Origin of the sequence: Herbiconiux solani NBRC 106740 (assembly GCF_001571005.1) — a bacterium.
In the GTDB taxonomy this organism is placed as follows: domain Bacteria; phylum Actinomycetota; class Actinomycetes; order Actinomycetales; family Microbacteriaceae; genus Herbiconiux; species Herbiconiux solani.
Genome location: NZ_BCST01000005.1, coordinates 303025 through 322347 on the forward strand (window position 1 = coordinate 303025; position 19323 = coordinate 322347).

Annotated in this window: 19 protein-coding genes and 3 tRNA genes; 11 read left to right on the forward strand and 11 right to left on the reverse strand. The window is 70.2% G+C overall.

Annotated features, from left to right (window positions below; all coding sequences use genetic code 11):
- Positions 1 to 21 precede the first annotated feature (21 nt).
- Positions 22 to 576 carry a hypoxanthine phosphoribosyltransferase gene (gene hpt, locus HSO01S_RS11150; RefSeq protein ID WP_066041353.1) on the reverse strand — a complete coding sequence of 185 codons (555 nt, stop codon included), beginning with the start codon at positions 574 to 576 and terminating at the stop codon, positions 22 to 24.
- A 12-nt stretch (positions 577 to 588) separates the two neighbouring features.
- A complete protein-coding gene (gene tilS, locus HSO01S_RS11155) occupies positions 589 to 1623 on the reverse strand; it encodes a tRNA lysidine(34) synthetase TilS (protein ID WP_066041355.1) in 1035 nt (344 codons plus the stop codon).
- 97 nt (positions 1624 to 1720) lie between these two features.
- On the opposite strand from tilS, the gene HSO01S_RS11160 reads away from it, so the two are divergent.
- The gene (locus tag HSO01S_RS11160; RefSeq protein ID WP_066041573.1) at positions 1721 to 2215 is read left to right on the forward strand and encodes an inorganic diphosphatase; all 495 of its coding nucleotides are present in this window, start codon (positions 1721 to 1723) and stop codon (positions 2213 to 2215) included.
- A 69-nt stretch (positions 2216 to 2284) separates the two neighbouring features.
- Positions 2285 to 4261, forward strand: coding sequence for a hypothetical protein (locus HSO01S_RS11165; RefSeq protein ID WP_066041357.1), 1977 nt, complete (start codon positions 2285 to 2287; stop codon positions 4259 to 4261).
- A 71-nt stretch (positions 4262 to 4332) separates the two neighbouring features.
- Here the strand turns inward: HSO01S_RS11165 and HSO01S_RS11170 are convergent, their stop codons facing one another.
- Genes HSO01S_RS11170 through HSO01S_RS11180 form a run of 3 tightly spaced genes read right to left on the reverse strand, consistent with a single transcriptional unit; the run spans position 4333 to position 7554 of the window.
- Positions 4333 to 4878, reverse strand: a complete 546-nt coding sequence (locus tag HSO01S_RS11170; RefSeq protein WP_066041358.1) for a hypothetical protein — start codon at positions 4876 to 4878, stop codon at positions 4333 to 4335.
- A 2-nt stretch (positions 4879 to 4880) separates the two neighbouring features.
- Positions 4881 to 6242, reverse strand: coding sequence for a M23 family metallopeptidase (locus HSO01S_RS11175; RefSeq protein WP_066041360.1), 1362 nt, complete (start codon positions 6240 to 6242; stop codon positions 4881 to 4883).
- A gap of 49 nt (positions 6243 to 6291) precedes the next feature.
- Positions 6292 to 7554 (reverse strand): M23 family metallopeptidase, encoded by a 1263-nt coding sequence (locus HSO01S_RS11180; RefSeq protein WP_084361570.1) that lies wholly within the window; start codon positions 7552 to 7554, stop codon positions 6292 to 6294.
- A gap of 121 nt (positions 7555 to 7675) precedes the next feature.
- Between HSO01S_RS11180 and HSO01S_RS11185 the strand changes: the two genes are divergently transcribed.
- The 3 genes from HSO01S_RS11185 (at position 7676) to HSO01S_RS11195 (ending at position 8009) form a co-directional block, all read left to right on the forward strand.
- Positions 7676 to 7748: transfer RNA gene (locus HSO01S_RS11185), tRNA-Glu, on the forward strand.
- A 55-nt stretch (positions 7749 to 7803) separates the two neighbouring features.
- Positions 7804 to 7877: transfer RNA gene (locus HSO01S_RS11190), tRNA-Asp, on the forward strand.
- A 59-nt stretch (positions 7878 to 7936) separates the two neighbouring features.
- A tRNA-Phe gene (locus HSO01S_RS11195) sits at positions 7937 to 8009 on the forward strand.
- A 73-nt stretch (positions 8010 to 8082) separates the two neighbouring features.
- Here the strand turns inward: HSO01S_RS11195 and HSO01S_RS11200 are convergent.
- The gene (locus HSO01S_RS11200; RefSeq protein WP_157079022.1) at positions 8083 to 8985 is read right to left on the reverse strand and encodes an Abi family protein; all 903 of its coding nucleotides are present in this window, start codon (positions 8983 to 8985) and stop codon (positions 8083 to 8085) included.
- Between the two features lie 152 nt (positions 8986 to 9137).
- On the opposite strand from HSO01S_RS11200, the gene HSO01S_RS11205 reads away from it, so the two are divergent.
- Complete coding sequence (locus HSO01S_RS11205; RefSeq protein ID WP_066041365.1) at positions 9138 to 9986, forward strand: DNA/RNA non-specific endonuclease; 849 nt, start codon at positions 9138 to 9140, stop codon at positions 9984 to 9986.
- A gap of 38 nt (positions 9987 to 10024) precedes the next feature.
- Here HSO01S_RS11205 and HSO01S_RS11210 read toward each other — a convergent pair whose 3' ends face one another.
- Both HSO01S_RS11210 and HSO01S_RS11215 read right to left on the reverse strand, forming a co-directional pair.
- Positions 10025 to 11164: an FUSC family protein gene (locus HSO01S_RS11210; protein ID WP_157079023.1), complete on the reverse strand. Its 1140-nt coding sequence runs from the start codon at positions 11162 to 11164 to the stop codon at positions 10025 to 10027.
- Positions 11157 to 11876: a DUF1275 family protein gene (locus tag HSO01S_RS11215; RefSeq protein ID WP_084361571.1), complete on the reverse strand. Its 720-nt coding sequence runs from the start codon at positions 11874 to 11876 to the stop codon at positions 11157 to 11159. Before HSO01S_RS11215 ends, HSO01S_RS11210 begins: the two co-directional genes overlap by 8 nt.
- A 195-nt stretch (positions 11877 to 12071) precedes the next feature.
- On the opposite strand from HSO01S_RS11215, the gene HSO01S_RS11220 reads away from it, so the two are divergent.
- Entirely contained in the window at positions 12072 to 13283 is a 1212-nt protein-coding gene (locus tag HSO01S_RS11220; protein ID WP_066041368.1) for a cupin domain-containing protein, read from the forward strand.
- A gap of 21 nt (positions 13284 to 13304) precedes the next feature.
- On the opposite strand, the gene HSO01S_RS11225 is transcribed toward HSO01S_RS11220, so the two are convergent.
- Positions 13305 to 13583, reverse strand: a complete 279-nt coding sequence (locus HSO01S_RS11225) for a hypothetical protein (RefSeq protein WP_066041370.1) — start codon at positions 13581 to 13583, stop codon at positions 13305 to 13307.
- A gap of 113 nt (positions 13584 to 13696) precedes the next feature.
- Between HSO01S_RS11225 and HSO01S_RS11230 the strand changes: the two genes are divergently transcribed.
- The 4 genes from HSO01S_RS11230 to HSO01S_RS11245 are packed head-to-tail and all read left to right on the forward strand — an operon-like array spanning position 13697 to position 17267.
- Positions 13697 to 14899 (forward strand): winged helix DNA-binding domain-containing protein, encoded by a 1203-nt coding sequence (locus tag HSO01S_RS11230; RefSeq protein ID WP_066041372.1) that lies wholly within the window; start codon positions 13697 to 13699, stop codon positions 14897 to 14899.
- Positions 14896 to 15696: a spermidine synthase gene (locus tag HSO01S_RS11235; protein WP_066041375.1), complete on the forward strand. Its 801-nt coding sequence runs from the start codon at positions 14896 to 14898 to the stop codon at positions 15694 to 15696. The genes HSO01S_RS11230 and HSO01S_RS11235 overlap by 4 nt, the downstream gene beginning before the upstream one ends.
- Positions 15693 to 16394 carry an SOS response-associated peptidase gene (locus HSO01S_RS11240; RefSeq protein WP_245635980.1) on the forward strand — a complete coding sequence of 234 codons (702 nt, stop codon included), beginning with the start codon at positions 15693 to 15695 and terminating at the stop codon, positions 16392 to 16394. The genes HSO01S_RS11235 and HSO01S_RS11240 overlap by 4 nt, the downstream gene beginning before the upstream one ends.
- A 45-nt stretch (positions 16395 to 16439) precedes the next feature.
- On the forward strand, positions 16440 to 17267 hold the full coding sequence (locus tag HSO01S_RS11245; RefSeq protein ID WP_157079024.1) for a hypothetical protein: 828 nt from the start codon (positions 16440 to 16442) through the stop codon (positions 17265 to 17267).
- Positions 17268 to 17283: 16 nt separating this feature from the next.
- Here HSO01S_RS11245 and HSO01S_RS11250 read toward each other — a convergent pair whose 3' ends face one another.
- Together HSO01S_RS11250 and HSO01S_RS11255 are read right to left on the reverse strand one after the other, a co-directional pair.
- Positions 17284 to 18033, reverse strand: coding sequence for an alpha/beta fold hydrolase (locus HSO01S_RS11250; protein ID WP_066041379.1), 750 nt, complete (start codon positions 18031 to 18033; stop codon positions 17284 to 17286).
- Positions 18034 to 18142: 109 nt separating this feature from the next.
- The gene (locus tag HSO01S_RS11255; RefSeq protein WP_066041380.1) at positions 18143 to 19309 is read right to left on the reverse strand and encodes an ABC transporter permease; all 1167 of its coding nucleotides are present in this window, start codon (positions 19307 to 19309) and stop codon (positions 18143 to 18145) included.
- Between the last annotated feature and the right edge of the window lie 14 nt (positions 19310 to 19323).

Sequence of the window (19323 nt, forward strand, 5' to 3'; positions counted from 1 at the left end):
ACCCGAGGTATCCTCATCGACTCAGGCGTAGACGTGGGGGGCGAGCACGCCGATCGACTTGAGGTTGCGGTAGCGCTCGGCGTAGTCGAGGCCGTAGCCCACGACGAAGGCGTTCGGGATGTCGTAGCCGACGTACTTCACGTCGATCTCGACCTTCACGGCCTCGGGCTTCCGCAGCAGTGCGCAGATCTCGACCGAGGCGGCGCCCCGCGACCGCAGGTTCGCCAGCAGCCACGACAGCGTGAGCCCGGAGTCGATGATGTCCTCGACGATCAGCACCTTGCGGCCGGTGATGTCGGTGTCGAGGTCTTTCAGGATGCGGACGACGCCGCTGGACTGCGTGCCCGAGCCGTAGGAGCTCACCGCCATCCAGTCCATGTTGATCTGCAGCCGCAGCGCGCGGGCGAGATCGGCCATCACCATGACGGCGCCGCGCAGCACTCCCACGAGGAGGACGTCGTCGTCATCGGTGTAGTCGGCCTCGATGGAGCGGGCGAGCTCGGAGATCTTCTCGGCGATCTGCTCTTCGGTGAACAGCACCTCGGTGATGTCGGATTCGATGTCTGAAATGTCCATGGCTGCCGTTCCCTACTCGTCGATCGTGTCGTGGACCGCTCGCGAGAACACGATCCGCGCTCCCCGCCGCACCACTCTAATCCCTGGCAGATCGACGCCCTTCTGGCCGTGCCAGTCGGTGACCAGGGCCGCCGCCGCCAGGGTCTGCGCGCGCGAGAGCGAGACGCCGAACTCGCTCTCGACCACGTACCGGATGATCCGGTTGCGGAGCGCAGGCGGGTTCGCCGCGAGCGCCGGTGCCGAGATCGCGATGCCGGCCTCGGCGTGCTCGACCAGATCCTCGATCGTCTCGGTGGCCATGTCATGCAGGGTGTCGTCGTCCTCACGGAACTGCTCGGCCGTCCGGGCCAGCGCCTCGGCGATGCCCGGGCCGAGCTCGCGTTCAAGGAGCGGCAGCACGACCTCGCGCACCCGCACCCGGGTGAAGGAGGGATCGAGGTTGTGCGGGTCATGCCAGGGCTCGAGCCCGGAGTCGGCGCAGAAGGCGAGGGTGGCCTCACGACGGATGCCGAGCAGCGGGCGGAGGCGGGTCCCCGAGGCGGAGACCGGCTCCATCCCGCCCAGGCTCGCGGCCCCGGCCCCGCGCGCCAGCCCGAGCAGCACCGTCTCGGCCTGGTCGTCGAGCGTGTGGCCGAGGAGGACGACGCGGGCACCGGTGTCGGTGAGCGCCCGGTCGAGCGCGGCGTAGCGGGCCGTGCGGGCGGCGGCCTCGGGGCCGCCGGTGACCGAGGCGGGACCCGCGGCGACCTCGACCCGGGTGACGAGCACGGGGTCGAGACCGAGGGCAGAGGCCTGGGCTGCGGCGCGCGCGGCGACCGCATCCGAGTCGGCCTGCAGACCGTGGTCGACCACGACCGCACCCGCCCGAAGACCGGCCCGTGGGGCCTCGAAGGCCGTGGCCGCCGCCAGCGCGAGGGAGTCGGGGCCGCCGCTGAGGGCGACGAGCACCAGCGAGCCCTGGTCGAGCCCCCGTGCCTCCAGGGCCTGTCGGACGGCCCGCCGGACATCGGCGGTGGCGGGGGTGAGGCGCGGTCGTCGATCGTCCATGTGCATCCGATAACGTTATTGCAGCGCACAGGCATCGACAGCTGTGGCATGACCACGCCCGGCATGCGTGACCGGAATCGACATCAGGGAGCACAACATGGCCGAGTACGACGTCGTCGTCGAAATCCCCAAGGGGAGCCGCAACAAGTACGAAGTCGACCACGAGACCGGGCGGGTCTACCTCGACCGCGTGCTCTTCACGAGCTTCGTCTACCCGACCGACTACGGCTACTTCGAGAACACCCTGGGCCTGGACGGCGACCCCGTCGACGCGCTCGTGCTGCTGGAGTACCCGGTCTTCCCCGGAGTCGGTGTCAAGGTGCGCCCGGTGGGCGTGCTCAACATGAGCGACGAGGCCGGCTCCGACGCGAAGGTCGTCGTGGTTCCTCACAAGGACCCGCGCTGGGCCCACATCCAGGACATCACGGACGTGCCCGAGCAGACCCGCAAGGAGATCGAGCACTTCTTCGCCCGCTACAAGGATCTCGAGCCGAACAAGTTCGTGAACATCGAGGGCTGGGGCGACGCGGCCGAGGCCGACGCGATCGTGCAGGCCGGCTTCAAGAAGCTCGCCGACGAGGGCGGCCACTAGGCCCTCGCGCCTGCCTTTCCGGCAGCGCGCGCTTCGATCTCGCCGACCGTCTCCCTACCCAGGCTGCCCGTGACCTCTTTTCCCCGCCGCGTCGCGGCCGCCTTGACGAGCCCCCGATCGGTCTGGTGGCTCGTCGTCGTGGCGATCCTGCTGTTCGCGGGCACCTGGGCGTTCACGACGCTCTCGTACTTCTTCGCCGACGACTACCTGCTCGCTGACGTGCTGATCAAGAACCCGCTGAACGTCGAGATCCTCACGCGGTCGTGGTTCGGGCACCTGCTGCCCGGCTACATCGCGGTCGACGGCGTCTTCATGAAGCTGTTGGGCCTCAACTGGGCGGCGGCGGGCGCGGTGATCGCCCTCGTGCACACCGGCGTCTATGTCGCCCTGGTGCGCTGTCTGGATGCGGCGGTCGGCCGGGTGCGGATGAACCTGCTTTTCGGGCTCGCCTTCACGCTCTCGACTGGCGTCTTCGTGACGCGGCTGTGGTGGGCCGCCACGCTCAACAACATGCTCGCGCTGGCGTTCTGCCTGGCGATGATGGGCAGCCTCACGCGGTGGGTGACGCGGAAGCGCTGGTGGTACCTCGCCGGCACCCTGATCGCCTTCGCCCTCGCGCTGTCGATGAGCGAGAAGTCGCTGCTGTTCGCGGCCTTCGCCGTGCTGTGGGTGCTGCTCGTGGTGTGGCGCGACGAGAAGATCGCGCGGCGCCTGCTGCTGCTCGTGAAGGCCTGGCCGGTGTGGCTCGGGATGGCCGTGCTCGGCGGGATCGTCGTCTGGGTGTTCGTGCACGGCGCCTACGTCGACGAGTCGGGCGAGGCCGCCTCGCTCTCGACCTCGGCGCTCTTCGTGGGCTGGGGAATCGTGGGCGGCTTCGTACCGTCGCTGTTCGGGCTCGACCTCTGGCAGACGCGGCCGGCCTGGGAGTTCGCGGCGATCGTCGCCTCGAACGCCGTGCTGCTGGCCGCGATCGTCGTCTCGATCGTGCGGCGGCGGAGCGTGGGCGGGGTCTGGATCTTCATCGCCCTCGCCGCGCTGGCGACGACGGGGGTGCTCTCGCGCCGGGCCGACCTGCTCGGCATCGACGGGTCGCGCATCCTGCGGTACGACCTCGAGGAGACCGCGCTGTTCTGGATGGCGGCGGGGGTGATCGCATTCAGCGTGCTGGCGGGGCGGGTGCGGCGGGTGTCGGTGCCTGCGGTCGTCGGCGGGGCTGGCGTTTCGGTCGCGGGTTCGACTTCGGCTTCGGAGCCCGCGCTTGTCGGCGCGACCGCCACGTCCGGTGCCGCTTCGACCGTGGTCCCGGCTGCTCGGCACGCTCGGGCGGGCGGGCCGGTTGCGCCGGCATCCGTCCTGGAATCTGACCCGGAATCCGTGTCGGAGGACGTGGCGCCGCCGTCGCGCGCGCGTGTCGTGGGCGGCTGGATCGCGCTCGTCACCGTCGCGGTCGTCACCGCCGCATCCATCGCCGTGTGGATCCCCACGACCCTCCAGATCGTGAAGCTGAACAACGGGGTCGACACCCGCATCTGGGTCGACCGCCTCGACGAGACCTTCCCGACCGGTGAGGTCCCGCCGTTCCTCGACACCACGGTGCCGACCTACGTGGCGATCACCGGGATGGCGCCGTTCAACACGACGGGGATCATCCTGCCGCTCATCCACCCCGGCACGCCCACGACCGACGAGCTCGGCGGCGCCTGGATCGTCGGCGCCGACGGGACCGCGGGCCCGGCCGTGGTTCAGCCGCTCGGCCCCGAGATCACCGTCGGCCAGTGCACGGCGGACTCCGGGATCTCGATCCCCGGGCTCGCGGGCGCGGCCGGCGACTACGTCGTGCTCGACTTCTCGAAGACGACCCCGAACGAGGTCTCGATCCAGGTCGGCCACCTGGTGCAGCGCACGATCACGTCCACCTCGGGACAGCTCGTCGTTCAGCTCGCGCAGCCGCTCGAGGCGGGCACCTTCGCGATCACGAACAACGGCAAGCCGATCTGCGTCGATTCGGCCCAGGTCGTGAGCATCGCGCCGGGCGCGGGCCGATAAAGCAACTTCCGCGCAGTGCGCTTTGCGCTTTGCGCGGTGCGCTTTGCGCGGCGCGCTCGGCGCTGGGCCGGTCAGCGGCCGTTGCTCGTGGTGACCTTGACGATGCGGGACCCGTCGCCGTCCTCCCCCGTGACCCGGATGCTGCTGAGCGGGTCGGGCGAGGTCGGCAGGTCCGCGCCGGCCGGCATCCGTACCGTCGCGGACAGGCTGCGGTACGCGGGATGAAGGAGGTCACCCGTACGCGTGTTCGACTCGACGAGCTCGCTGCCGGGCGGGAACTCGAAGCCCGTCTGCGTCTCGACGGCCACCAGGTTGAGGGTGTTGACGCAGTGCTCGGTGATCGGGTTGCAGTAGGGCTGGGAGGCGTCCTGCGGCGGGAGTAGGGGGCCCGCGAGCACGATGGCGCCGGTCAGCAGCGCTCCGGCCACGACCACGAGAACAGCGGATGCGGCCACGAGCTGCCCCAGCGTCCGTCGCGCCCGTCCGGGCCCGGCCTCGATCGTCTCGGGCTGCCAGCCGAGGAGGGCGGGCAGGTCATCGGCTCCCGCGCCTCGGCCGGGCTCGGCCGGTTCGCGCTCGACCGGTCCGGAATCGTGGGAGCTCTCACCCGTGGGCACGGTCAGAAGCCGACGCCGTACCCGCCGAGGAAGGCCCGGGGGTTCTGCGAGCCGCCGTTCACGCGGGTCTCGAAATGCAGGTGGCAGCCGGTCGAGGCGCCGGTGGTGCCGGCCCAGGCGATCGGCTCGCCCTCGGCGACCGACTGGCCGCGACCGACGTTGAGCCGAGAGTTGTGGCCGTAGACCGTCGTGACCCCACCGCCGTGGCTGATCGTGACCGAGTTGCCGAGCCCGCCGTTGTAGCCGGCCTGGCTGATCGTGCCGGCCGCCGCCGCGTAGACCGGCGCGCCGCAGGTACGGCCGCCGCCGTAGACCAGGTCGATGCCCGCGTGCAGCCGGTTCACCCGGTCGATCGGGTGGAAGCGCATGCCCCACTCGTCGCTCACGACCGAACCCGGGAACGGGTTCGACCAGCCCTGGCCGCCGGCTCCGACGGACCAGCCGCCTCCGCCGCCGGCACTCGCCCCGGCATTGGCCCTGGCCTCGGCCGCCGCGGCGGCTGCTGCGGCCGCAGCTGCGGCGGCAGCAGCCCGAGCGGCCTCTTCGGCACGTCGACGTTCTTCGACGCCCTTCTGGTACTCGACCTCGGTCGTGGCGGTGGCCGCCGTGAGTGCCTTCAGCTGCTCCTCGAGGACGATGCCCTGGGCCTCCTGCTCGGCGAGCGCCGCCTCGACCTGTGCCTGCGCGTCGACCGCGACCTGGAACGCGGCTTCGGCCGCGACCTTCAGCTCCTCGAGCCCCGACTCGGCGACCTCCGCCTGGGCGGTGAGGGCGTCGGCGGTGTTGCGATCCTGCGCCGCCTGCTCGTAGACCCGGCCGGTCTGCTGAGAGAGCTGGCTCATCGCGCCGAGCTGGTAGAGCAGGTCGTCGGTGTCCTCCCCCGCCACGATGAGGCTGAGCGTGAGGTCTCCCCCGCCCGCGCGGGTGAACTGCGTGATGAGTTGGCCGGCCTGCGCGTTCGAGAGGTCGGCCTTCTCCCGCGCCTCGACGGCCTGCAGGGCGAGCTCGTCGGCACGATAGGCGGCCGAGTCGTAAGCATCCTGAGCCGCCGCGTACTCGTCGGCGCGCTGCTGGGAGAGCGACTGCGCCAGGGCCACGTCGCTCTGCAACTGGTCGATGAACCCTTGGATGCGCTCCACCTCGGCCTGCTTGGTCGCCTCGCTGCTGCGGGCGGCGAGCACGTCCTCCCAGCTGGGGTAGTCGACGGCGGTGGCCGGCTCGGCTCCGCGCAGCACGTCGACCGCGATGATGCCGGCGGCGAGCACGAGCGCCGTGGCGAACCGCGGCAGCGACCTCGGCCCGCGGCGGCTCCGCGACCGGCCGCGCAGTCGGGCATCCAGACGTGTGCTGTTCGGGCTGGTCATGCTCGCTCGTTCCTCATCCCGCGCTCCTCGCGTTCGTTGCCGAACCCGGTCATCCGAAGTCGACCCCCTGGTCGGCCATGAAGGGGCGCGGGTTCACCGCGGTGCCGTTCTGGCGCACCTCGAAGTGCAGGTGGCAGCCCGTCGAGTTGCCGGTCGTGCCCGCGAGGGAGATCGGCTGGCCGACCTGCACGTAGTCGCCGTTCGCGACCAGGAGCCGGCTGTTGTGGCCGTACGCCGTCGCGATGCCGCCGCCGTGGTTGATCTGGATGAAGTTGCCGTACCCGCCGTTCCAGCCCGCGAAGTTGACGATCCCCTCCGCTGCGGCGTAGACGGTCGCTCCGCAGGTGCCACCGGAGTAGACGAGGTCGATGCCCGAGTGCAGGAGGTAGGCGCCGGAGACCGGGTTCACCCGCATCCCGTACTCGTCGGAGGAGTACGCCCCGGGGAACGGGCTCGCCCAGCCGCTGGCGGCGATGTAGGGAAGCGTGGACAGGCCGGCTGCGGCAGCGGCCCTGGCAGCCTCGGCCCGGGCGTCGACGCCCTTCTGGTAGTCGGCCTCGGTGGCGACCCGATTCTCCTGCAGCACCTGCAGCTGGGCGCTGAGCTCGACCTGGTGGTCCTGCTGCTCCTGAAGAGCCGCCTCGGCCTGCTGCTGTGCCGCCACGGCCTCGTCGCGGAGCGCCTGGGCGGCATCGGCGAGCGTCTTCAGCTCGTCGCGGGCGATCGTGGCCTGGGCGGTGAGCGCCGTGGCGGTGTTGCTGTCCTGCTCAGCCTTCGCGTAGATCTGGGAGGTCTTCTCGGCGAGCTTGGACATCGCACTGAGCTGGTAGAGCAGGTCGGTCGAGACCCGTTCGCCGCCCACCAGGAGGTTGAGGGTCAGGTCATTGCCGCCGCTGCGGGAGAGCTGGGCGGCGAGCTGGCCGGCCTGCCGGTTCGATGCATCCGCCTTCGTGCTCGCCTCGGCGGCCTGGGCGTCGAGCTGACCGGCGACGAAGTTGGCCGTGTCGTACTGCTCCTGGGCCGCGTGGTACTCCTCGCCGCGCTGGAACGCGAGGTCTTGAGCCGCGACGACCTCGGCGTTCATCGACGAGATCAGGCCCTGGATGCGGGTGACCTCGTCGTTCTTCGCCGTCTCGTTCGCCTGGGCGTTCTTCACGTCGTCCCACGTGGGGTAGTCGTCGGCGTACGCGGGCGCCGGACCCGCGACGAAGGCCGTGGCGGCGACGAGGGCCACCGTGGCCACGACCGTCGCGATCCGGTCTCTGATGCGCCGGGATCGCGTTCGAATCCGGACGTGTCTCGTGCTGCTCATGTCTCTGCGAATCTAATCGCTGGGCGCTTTGATCGGGTGGACATTCCCGCGCATGTGGACGAACGGCGTCGAATTGGAGACTGTGCAGGAGTTGTGGCATACTCGATGAGTTGTCGCCGCTGGCCCCATCGTTTAGCGGCCTAGGACGCCGCCCTTTCACGGCGGTAGCACGGGTTCGAATCCCGTTGGGGTCACGATCCCGACGTCACGAGCATCGGGTCGGCAACACTACAATAGGAATACCAGTAAGGCCCTGTAGCGCAGTTGGTTAGCGTGCCGCCCTGTCACGGCGGAGGTCGCGGGTTCAAGTCCCGTCAGGGTCGCAAGGCGTGAAGCCCTTCCATTCGGAAGGGCTTTTCGCTAGAGCGGCACACGCTTGCTCGGCTCTGTAGCTCAGTTGGTAGAGCGCACGACTGAAAATCGTGAGGTCACGGGATCGACGCCCGTCGGAGCCACTGAAACCCTCGCCTAGCTTCTACATGGCGGGGGTTTCTTACGTTCCCGCCCCGTGGCGCGCGTCTCGATGACTCACACCCTCGCCCAGAGCTCGATGCCCTCCCAATCGTCAGGCGCACCGAGCGCTCCGAGATTCATCGCGTTCTGCCGAGGGAAGCTTCTCATCGCTGCGCACAGCATTCGGCCGTTCACGCCGGGAGTGTGCGCGATCAGATACTGGATCGCGGTCAGCATGGCGAAGGTCGAATTGGTCACCGGCCTGATCTCGTCCAGCGAGTGGTCAACACCGGGCGCGGGCAGCTTCACCGTCAGCGAGTAGTACCGATTGAAGAACCGCGAATGGTGGGCGCAGACGTTCCGGACGACGTTCAGTGCACGCAACCACGACTTCAGCTGAGGTGCGGTGAGGCCGAACCTATCGGCGATCGCCTCGCGTACCGCGAGCGGCGTGAAGTTGTACAGGTACGACAAGCCTCCCCAATCCAAGACGTCGACAGCTACCCAGATGGGAATCACACCACCCCGCGCACGGCGGTGGTGGACGATGAACTCTTCGCGGGAATCCCGAACGTTCTGCTCAAGCTTCTCCAGCCACCGTCGGTAGTCCGAACCATCGTCGATCGACAGATCCTCGGGCCGGAGGTGAACCAGAGGATCCACTTCCCCCAACCGATACCCCAGTTGCGCCCTCAAAGACATTTCGATCGGCTGAAGGGCCGCGAAGGTGGTCGCCCTCAGTCGATTGTCGAACTCCCAGAGCAGGCCCACATCGCCGAACGTCGCGCCCTCGCGGAACCGGTCGGTTCTGCTCCCGTCCGGACGCTTGAGGCGCAGCGAGTGCCAGTAACCGCTGAGGGTGTAGTAGCCGGCCCGGGCCAGAAGGCTCAGAGCGGCAGCGTCGTCCTCAACCGCCATGCCGCGCTCTTTGACGAGAGCGAGTTGCATCTCGTACGTCTTGAACGGCTTCGGATCCACGCGCACAGCATGCCAGAAAAGTAAAGACCGGCCCTGGACCCTTTCGGGCGGAACCGGTCGTGTTGAAGAAAGAATATCACGCCGCACAACTGAAAATCGTGAGGTGCTGTGCGCTTCGGGCGGATGTCGGGGGTGGGTGGTCGACTGGGGGCATGGGCTCTTCTGACGGATTCGATTCTTCCTTTCTTGGGCTTGAGTGTGGGGTGCCGGGGGTGGCGGCCGGGCGGGCTGTGCGGGTGCTGGGGTATACGCATTTCTCGGTGCATTTGGATCCGGAGCGACGGCTGGCCGCGGTGACCGCGGTGAACATCGACGGGGCGACGGCGGTGGATGCTCCTCGCGGCGACGACTGGCACCTCGACGAGCGCATCCCCGCGAGCGAGCAGACCGGGCCCGAGGTGTACGCGCGCAACGACCTCGACCGCGGGCATCTCGTGCGCCGGCGCGACCCGGTGTGGGGGCCGGACGCGACTAAAGCGAACTACGACACCTTCTCGTATACCAACGCAGCCCCGCAGGTCGCGGAGTTCAACCAGTCGAAGGAGCTCTGGAACGGGCTCGAAGACCACGTGCTCTCCTACGCCGAGACGAACGGACTGCGGGTGAGCGTGTTCACCGGGCCCGTGTTCGGAGACGAGGATCCGGAGTACCGCGGGGTGCGCATCCCGTTGGGGTTCTGGAAGGTGGCGGCGTGGAACGCGGCCGGCGTGCTGCGGGCGGCGGGATTCGTGCTCGACCAGTCGCCGCAGCTCGACGGGATCGACCTGGAGACAGCCCGCGCGACCGCCATCGCGACGGATGCGCCGCCGCCGCTCGGGCCGTTCCGTACCTTCCAGGTTGCGGTCGCCGACCTGGCCGCGCTCACCGGGCTCGACTTCGGGGTCATGGAGGCGGCCGACGTCTTCGAGCGACCGGCCGAGGAGACGGGCATCCGTCCACTCGGGCTGCCGCGGGCGATGCGGTGGCGCGAGCTCGAGAGCGCCGAGGCCATCCGCCTCTGATCCGATCGGCACTCGGCGCGTCAGGTCGTCGCGCCTGATCAGGCGGCGGACGCGGCGGTGGCGGACACGGCCGCATGCCGGCGGAGCAGGCGACGACCGTGGATGCGGCGCTGCAGGGTCACACCGATCAGCACCACGAACGCGATCCCCGCCCCCAGCCCCGTGTCCTCTACCCGCACGCCCACCACGTCGATCAGCGGGATCCCCGCGCCGTCGGCCGCGATCACCAGCGCCATCGGCGTGATCGCCACGAGCGACAGCCCCAGGTTCCGCGGCACGAGCACCTCGAAGAGGTACATCAGCACGCCGATCAGCAGCACGAGCGGCAGGCCCTTCGGATCCCAGAGCGCGATCAGATAGAACAGCAGCAGCGCGGCGGCCGTGCCGAGCACCCGGTGGAGCCCGCGCAGCACGCTCAACCGCACCTCGCTGTGGTTCTGCAGGATGGCGATGATCGCCAGCAGCACCCAGTGCACCCGGTGGAGGCCGAGCACACTGCTCACCGCGACTCCCAGCACGGTGGCGATGGTGAGGCGCACGAAGATCCGCTGCACGTTCGGCGGGAACGCGAACCGCCACGGGGCCCGCGCGGCGTACCGCACCGCATCCCGTCGCCGCCCGCCGGGCGTGAGGAGCGGCGCCAGCACCACGACGTAGGCGGTGAGCATGCCGACGCCGAGCAGGATGAGCGCGAGCAGCGGATCGAACCCCGACCCCTCCGCCGACACGGGCGCCACCAGGGCACCCACCGCTCCCGTGATGAGCACGTAGAACATCGACCCCGGCGACCCGACGGCGAGCCCGAGCCCGAGGAACGAGCTCACCACCGCGACGATCAGCATCGCCACGAGGTTGCCCACGAGTGAGGCACTGGTGAGGATGCCGGCGACCGCCGCCACCACGAAGCCGACCATGATCACGGGCAGTTCGAGCGCGCGCTCGCGGCGGCTGCGGTCGGGCAGGTGGAGCACGAGGAACGAACCGAGCGAGGCGATGAGTCCGAGCGTCGGCTGCCCGGCGAGCGTGAAGACGAACGGCGGGAGCATGATCGCCACCGCCGCCTGCACGCCGAGCCGCCACTGCGGCGGCGCGGCCCGCAGCGTGAAGAGGTCGAGGACCGCAGCGCGGAACGACGTCTTGCTCCTCACGTCGGACACCGGGTGCGGCACGTCAGACACCGGGTGCGCCCCGGGGCGAGGGCGCCTCGGCCTGCGGGGCCCCGGAAGACGGGCTCGCGGCCGGCCGCGCACTGAACGCGACGAGCGTCGCCACCGCCGTCACGACGAACGGCAGCATCGGCCCGCACCACCCCGCCAGCTGATAGAGCGCGGTGGCCGCCACCGCCCCCGCCGGCAGCGCCAGGATCGACAGCACGCGCATGCCCTGCCCGCTGTCCTTCCGCTCGGCGAGCGCCTGCATGGTCGTCGTGAGCGTTCCCGTGACATAGGTGGTGGTGATCCCGTCGACGTCGCTCAGCTTCTTCGCCGCCACCGTCTGGAGCGCCAGGGCCGCCGCCGAGAACGCGATCACCACGCAGACCACGGCGAGCGGCGCATCCTTCCAGATGAAGAGCCAGACCACGATCACGACCAGCTGCGCGACGAGCGAGGGGATGAGGAGCACGGTCATCACGTACCGCGGCGAGTCCGGACCGTGGCCGGACCCCTTGGTCAGTCGGAAGCCCGAGTAGAGCACGACGGCGAACACCGCGATGGCGACGACCGCGCAGATGAAGGTCTTCTCGAAGCCCGGCTTGGTGAACATCGCCGCCAGCACGAGGTTGCCGGTCATGTTCGCGGTGAAGGTGCCGTTCAGCGCGAGGAAGGCGAACGCATCCGCCGCACCGGCGCCGAACGACAGCAGGACAAGCGCGGGGTGGAGTCGTCTCATGGTCGTCCTCTTCGGTCGGGGCCAGGTGGCCCTCAGGCTACGCAAGCATCGGGGCGGCGTGACCCGACCGGAGTCGAGCCCGGCTAGGACGTTTGTCGAGACATCCCGATCTCGACATTCGTCAGTAGCGCTGAGGGGTCGCACTGCCGTTCCATCGGGATCACGACACTCTCTACGTCAGACAAGGAGTCACTCATGGACGCGAGCAACGACGGCGCACCCAACCACGAGGTGCCCACGATCGGCAATCCCGATCTTCCGGCCGAAGGCGAGGTCAACACCCAAGGAGACCCCTCGAGCCTGACGATGACCGGGCCGCAGAACCCGACCCTGGAGAAGCTGTTCCCCAACCAGATGGATGCGCCGGCGACCGACATCTCGACCCAGCCGTTCTTCTGGTCGTCGTTCAACATCTCGCCCCGCCGGGTGCAGCGCGGTGGCTGGGCCCGCGAGCTCACGCAGAAGGACTTCGCCATCTCCGAGGAGATCTCCGGCGTCAACATGTACCTCGAGGCCGGCGGCATCCGCGAGCTGCACTGGCACCAGACCGCCGAGTGGGCCGTGATGACCCGCGGCAGCTGCCGGATCACGACCCTGAGCCGCGAGGGCCGGCCGAGCGTGGACGACGTGCACGAGGGCGACCTCTGGTACTTCCCGCCCGGGCTCCCCCACTCGCTGCAGGGCCTCGGTCCGGATGGCGCCGAGTTCGTGCTCGCCTTCGACGACGGCGCGCAGTCCGAGAGCAACACGCTGCTGCTCACCGACTGGTTCGCGCACACCCCGCCCGAGGTGCTGGCGAAGAACTTCGGGGTGGCGCAGGAGGTCTTCAAGGACATCCCGCTGCACAACCTCTGGATCTTCCCCGGCGACGTCCCCGGCGAGCTCGAGACCGACCGCAAGTCCGCCGGTGTCCAGCCCGACACGGGCGCCGTGATCTTCCGCCTCTCGCAGTCCGAGCCGGTTCACCAGAACAGCGGCGGCAAGATCCAGATCGCCGACAGTTCGAACTTCCCGATGTCGCAGACGGTCTCCGCCGCGCTCGTGGCGCTCGAGCCGGGTGCGATGCGCGAGCTGCACTGGCACCCGAACGCCGACGAGTGGCAGTACTGGCTCAAGGGCTCAGGGCGGATGACTGTGTTCAACACCGGGCCGCACGCCAACACGACCGACTTCAATGCCGGCGACGTCGGCGTCGTGGGCCGCAACTTCGGTCATTACATCGAGAACACCGGCAACGACCTCGCGATCTTCATCGAGACCTTCAAGAGCTCGCGCTACGAGGAGGTGTCGTTGGCGAACTGGCTGAGCCACGTGCCGCCGGCGCTCGTGTCGGCGCACCTCAACATCCCCGAGTCGGTGCTCGCGACGTTCCCGCGCGAGACGCAGGGGATCACGCCGCTGCGCTGACGGGGGGCATGAGCAGCGGCGTCAGCCGAGCTCCGGGTGGCGGCCGTTCTGCGGCTGCCCGCCCGGGGCCTCGATCGGGGCCGCGGTCGCTTCGGGTGCGACTGCGGCCTCGGCGAGTGCCTGCGCGAGCACGTCGCCCACCACGGTGCTCTGGGTGGCGCGGTTCAGGAACTGCCGGGCCCCGCCGTCGAGGAAACCCCGCCGCTTCGCCTCGACCATGATCTCGCGCACGGCCTCCTGCTTGCCCGGCGTGAGGCCGGCGACGATCCGGTCGGCCTCGATCAGTCGTTCCTTCTCCATCTCGGCCCTCCGCCCCTCGGCCCCTCGGCCGGTCTGCCCGGCAACGGATGCGCCGGCTGAGCACAACGATAGCGACCGGCGCGGGCGTCGGTGGCGAGCGGCATACTGGGCGCATGACCAGACGACTCGCCCCCGGGGAGCACACGCTGCTCCGGCAGCGGCTCGAGTCGCAGTGGGTGCTGCCGGTGGGCGGCGAAGAGCGTGAACGGCCCGGCGGCGACGGCGCATCCCGGGTGGCCGCCGTGGCCGGGAAGCTGCTCGCCCTGCAGGCGCAAGACTTCGGGCAGTCGCTCTGGGCCCTCGGCGTCCGCGCCCCCGGCACCACGCGCGACGACGTGTCCCGGGCGTACGACGAGGGCCTGATCGTGCGGTCGTGGCCCATGCGGGGCACGCTGCACATCACCACGGCCGACGACCTGAGGTGGATGCTCGGGGTCACGGCCACCCGCACGGTCGCCTCGATCGCCGCCCGGTATCGCGCGCTCGGCCTCGGCGACGACGACTTCCGGCGGGCGAGGGCGGCCGCGGCTCACGAGCTGGCCGGAGGCGGGCGGGCCTCACGCGAAGAGTTCACCGCCCTGCTCGAGCGGGCGGGCGTCGACACCGCTGGTCAGCGCGGGGTGCACCTGATCGGGCGGCTCGCCCACGAGGGGCTGATCTGCTGGGGGCCGACGCACGGGACACAGCAGGCGCTCGTGCTGCTGGACGAGTGGGCGCCGGCCGGGCGAACCCTCAGCCGCGAAGAGGCGCTCGGGGAGTTCGTGCTGCGGTATCTCCGCGGTCACGGCCCCGCGACGCTGAAGGACTTCTGCTGGTGGTCGAAGGTCACGGTGGCGGAGGCCCGACAGGGCCTCGCGCGGGTGCGCGACCAGCTCGGGGCGGTGACGATCGACGGAGTGGAGTACCTGCGAGCGCTCGATGCCGGGACGCCAGCGGCGCCATCCGCTTCGGGCAGGCGCGGGCTCGGCGCCCAGGTGCTCCCGGGGTTCGACGAGTACCTGCTGGGCTATCCGTCTCGGCAGCCCGCGCTGCCCGAGCCGTACGCCGACCGGATCGTTCCGGGCAACAACGGCGTCTTCCTGCCCATGCTCGTCGTCGACGGCGTGGTGCGGGGCACCTGGCGGCGACGGGTGACCACGTCGTCCGTGACGGTGACGCTCGACCCCTTCGAACCGCTGACCGCGACCGCCCGCCGCGCACTCGAGCGCGACTTCGCGCGCTACGGCCGGTTCCTCGGCCTCCCGGTGCGGATCGACGAGGCGGTACGGATCGACGAGACGGCGAGCGCCGACGAGGCGACCGGAGCCGGATCATGAGCTGGTCGGCGACGCTCCCACCCGCTGGCCGGCGGGTCGAGATCACGGCCGACCCGCTCATCCATGGCGGCTTCGAGCTGGCGATCGACGGATCGCCCCAGTCGCACGTGCGCCTCGACGACCCCGGCTCGCTCTTCTACGACTACGTGCGGCGAATGGGGTCGGTGTTCGACCGCATCCGGGTGCCGGGCGCGCCCGTCACCGCCGTGCACCTCGGTGCGGGGGCGCTCACGCTGGCTCGGTACCTCCAGGTCACCCGCCCCGGTTCCGACCAGCACGTCGTCGAGCTCGAGCCCGGCCTCATCGACTTCGTGACCGAGCGGCTCCCCCTCCCCGAGGGCACCGAGCTCACCGTTCACCTCGGCGACGCCGCGCGGGTGGTCCACCTGCTCGGCGCGGCCGTCCTTGGGGCCGACCTCGTGGTCGCCGACCTCTACCAGGGCACGACCACCCCGCCCTACCTCCGCAACCCGGCGTTCTTCTCCGATGTCGCGAAGCTGCTCGCCGCCGACGGGGTGCTGCTGGTCAACGTCGCCGACGACGACGGGGCACCCGCCCGCCGTGCGCAGGTCGCCGCGCTCGAGCAGGTCTTCCCGCACCTGCTGCTCCTCGGCCCCACCTCCGTGCTGCAGGATGACCGGGCCGGCAACGCGGTCATCGCCGCGTCCGCGAGCGACCGGATGAGGGAGTGGGTGGCCGACCTCCGGCTCGCCGGCCCGCATCCGGGTCTCGTGATCGAGCATCCCTCCCCCACCCGACGAAAGGACGACACCCCATGTGCGGACGCTTCGCGATGAGCACCGAAACCGACGAGCTGATCTCCGAGTTCGTGGCCCGTGGCGGCCGGCTCGAAGACTGGCGCCCCTCGTACAACGTCGCCCCCACCGAGGAGGCGCCGATCGTGCGCGACCGCCTGATCGACGGCGAGATCGTGCGCGAACTGGATGCGGCGAGCTGGGGCCTCAAACCGTCGTGGGCGAAACCGGGCGGCCCCTCGCCAATCAACGCGCGGCTGGAGAGCGTGGCGAGCAACGGCCTGTTCCGCAACGCCTTCGCCCAGCGCCGCTGCATCGTGCCGATGAACGGCTACTACGAGTGGGAGGCGACCGAGCACGGCAAGCAGCCCCACTTCATCCACGCCCCCGAGACGCTGCTCGCCGCGGCCGGCCTCTACGAGGTGCGGAAGGAGAAGGACGAGTGGCAGCTGACTTTCACGATCATCACGCGCGAGGCGGCGGATGCCTCGGGCGAGGTGCACGACCGGATGCCGGTGTTCCTCACCCCCGACACCTGGGACGCCTGGACCGAGCCGCTCAAGCTCGACTCGACCGGGCAGAAGGACGAGTACGTGGCCATGCTCGACCGCTCCTCGCTGGCCGTCGCGAGCACGATCACGACCTACCCCGTCTCGAAGCGCGTCAACAATGTGCGCGACACCACCGTCGCGAAGGACGACCCCACCCTCATCGCGCCCCTCGAAACCCCGGAGGCCTGACGGACACGACAGGGAACCGGATCGCGCGAGCGGACACTAGGGGATATGAGTGACATCACGCCCCCGGTGCAGCCGCGTCCCCGTCGTCGAGCGGTGATCGTGGGGATCATCGCTCTCGCCGTGGCGGTGGTCGTGGCGATCGTCGTCGTGGTCACGGTCGTCCAGCCGGGGAGCACTCCCACGGCCGGCTCGGCGACGCCGGGCGCGAGCGCCTCGCAGACCCCGCGCCCGACCCCGAGCCGGACGTCGACACCGGCCTCGACCGCCTCGCCGTCGCCCACGCCCACCCCTGCACCGACCGCACCGGCCCCCACCGATCCGGCTGCGCCCCAGGCGCCCGCGGGCCCGGCGATGGACCCGTCCGACCCGAGCACCTGGATCATCCGCTTCGACGGCGTCGGCCCCGTCTCGCTCGGTGTGCCGATGAACGACCAGCGGCAGGTGGTCCCCGACTTCACCGACATCACCGATCCGAGCTGCACCGAGTACTACCTCGATCTGGAGGCGCCCTCGGGCTTCTCGGTCCTGATGCTCGGAGGCCCGCAGCAACCGAGGAGCACCGTCGGCGTCACCTTCGGCAACGGGGGCGGGACCGGGCCCGAGACCCGGGAGACGACTCCCCGGACGGCCGAGGGCATCGGGATCGACTCCACGCTCGACGAGCTGCTCGCCACCTACCCGGGGATCGAGAAGACCGGGATGTACCAGTCCGAGGAGTACCCGTACTACGGCCTCACGGACGGCCAGGGTGCCTGGATCGTCTTCGGGATCATCCAGGGCAAGGTCGCCGACATCCAGATCGCGACGGAGGCCGTGCTCCCGCCGGAGAACGTCTCCGTCAAGACGATCCCCAGCGAGCGCTGCCCCGCCTGACGGAGCAGCGGCGCGCTCAGCCGGCCGCCGGCGCCGTCGCGCGCACGGCCTCGAGGATGAGGTCGGCGACCGCCCCGGGCTGCGAGACCGTGACCGCGTGGGACGCGTCGATCTCGACCGCGTGCGAGGAGGCCCGCGAGGCCATGAAGCGCTGCGACTCGACAGGCACGGCCAGATCCTGCCGCGTGATCAGGGTCCACGACGGGATCTCGCGCCAGCCGGCCGCCGTGGCCGCGTCCTCGAGCGCCGCCGCGGCGATCGGGCGCTGGGTCGCGGCCATCCGTGCCGCCTCGCCCTCCGGCACGTCGGCGGCGAAGACCGGGCCGAACCTGTCCTGTTGGATGTAGAGGTCGTCACCGGAGGCGGACCCGAAGGCGTACGGCACCGGCTGCAGAGCGGTGCCGAGCTCGCCGCCCGGGAACTTCGCGGCCAGCTGACCCGTGCTCTCGCCGGGCTCCAGCAGGAAGCTCGCGACGAACACCAGCGCCCGCACCGACCCCGCGCCCTCCGTGGCCTCGCTCGCCACCGACCCTCCGTAGGAGTGGCCCGCGACGATCGCCGGGCCGTCGATGCGGTCGAGCACGCTGCGGAGGTACTGCGCGTCGGCCGCGAGTCCGCGCAACGGGTTCGCCACGGCGAGCACCGGCAGGCCCTCGGCGAGCAGGCGGTCGACGACCCCGTTCCAGCTCGACGACTCGGCGAAGGCGCCGTGCACCAGCACGATCGTGGGCTTGTCCGCCGCGGGGGCGAATGGGTAGGCGGTCATGCTGCTCTCCTTCGAGTGGGGTGGGGGAATTCTGTGATACGCAATATATTGCGTATCACGAACAGAGCACAAGAGGTGGTCGAGGTGCGCGGGAGGTGCGCGCTCCCCGTCAGGGAGCGGCCGAAGGCCCGTCCGAACCGATCCGCCGCTCGGCCGACGCCGGCACCTCGACGACGTCGATCGCGCCGGGCTTCTCGCCCGGCACACTGATCTCGACGGTCTCGACGCGGCCCGGGCCGTACTTGATCCGCCGCGCGATCACGAACGCCGCCGTGGAGCCGACCAGCCAGGCGCCGAGCACCAGGTAGGGCTCGGCGTGCCAGGCATCCGGGAAGTAGGTCAGGTCGCGAAGCGCCCGGACGGTCGCGCCCGTGGGCAGCCATCGGCCCATGAACTCATAGAACGGCGGCAGCAGCTGCGGCGCGACCGCCCCACCGGACGAGGGGTTGCTGATCAGGATGAACAGGATCCAGGTCGGCAACAGGGCCCACTTCCCGCCGATCACGACGCGGAAGAAGCTGTACACCGCGCCCGCGATGAACACGCTCGTCGACAGCACGCCCCAGACGGGGAGGAACGGGAAGCTCTCGAACCGCAGCACCGGACCGGCCGTCAGCGTGACGACCAAGCCGACCAGCACCGCCCGCCCGGCATCCCACGCCAGCTCGCCGCCGAGCGTCAGGCCACCCGCGTTGACCCGGGTCTGGATCGCCCCGACGAAGCCGATGATGGTCGAGGCCAGCGCGAGGTAGAACAGCACCAGGCCGCCCGGGTCGCTCGGGCTCAGCGGGTTGAGGTCGGTGACCGTGAAGGTCACGTCGAGCGACGTGCCCAGCTGCGTGGCATCGCTCTCGATCAGCCGGGCGACGGATGCACCCGAGGCGCTCGAGATGAGCAGCTGCGCGGTGGTGCCGGCCTCGTCGACGACGGCGGCGTAGATGTCCTGCTGCTCGATCGCATCCCTCGCCGACTGCTCGTCGGGGAAGGAGCGCACGTCGAAGGACGTACCAGTCACCGACTGCAGGCTCTGGTCGAGACTCGTCGGCGTGACCGACTGCGAGACGACGCCGATCGGCACGTCGTGCGGCTGCGGGTTGCCCATCGCCAGGCTGTACGAGGTGACGAAGAGGGCGGCGAACAGCGACACCAGCAAGGAGACCACCAGGGCCGGCTTGTTCGGGCCGCTCACCACCCGCCGGGCGGCGACGATCGAGCGATGCATCGCGGACCCCGGAGCGGCGACGGCAGGGGCGTGATCGGAGTCGGGATCGGCCATGCGATCACGCTAGC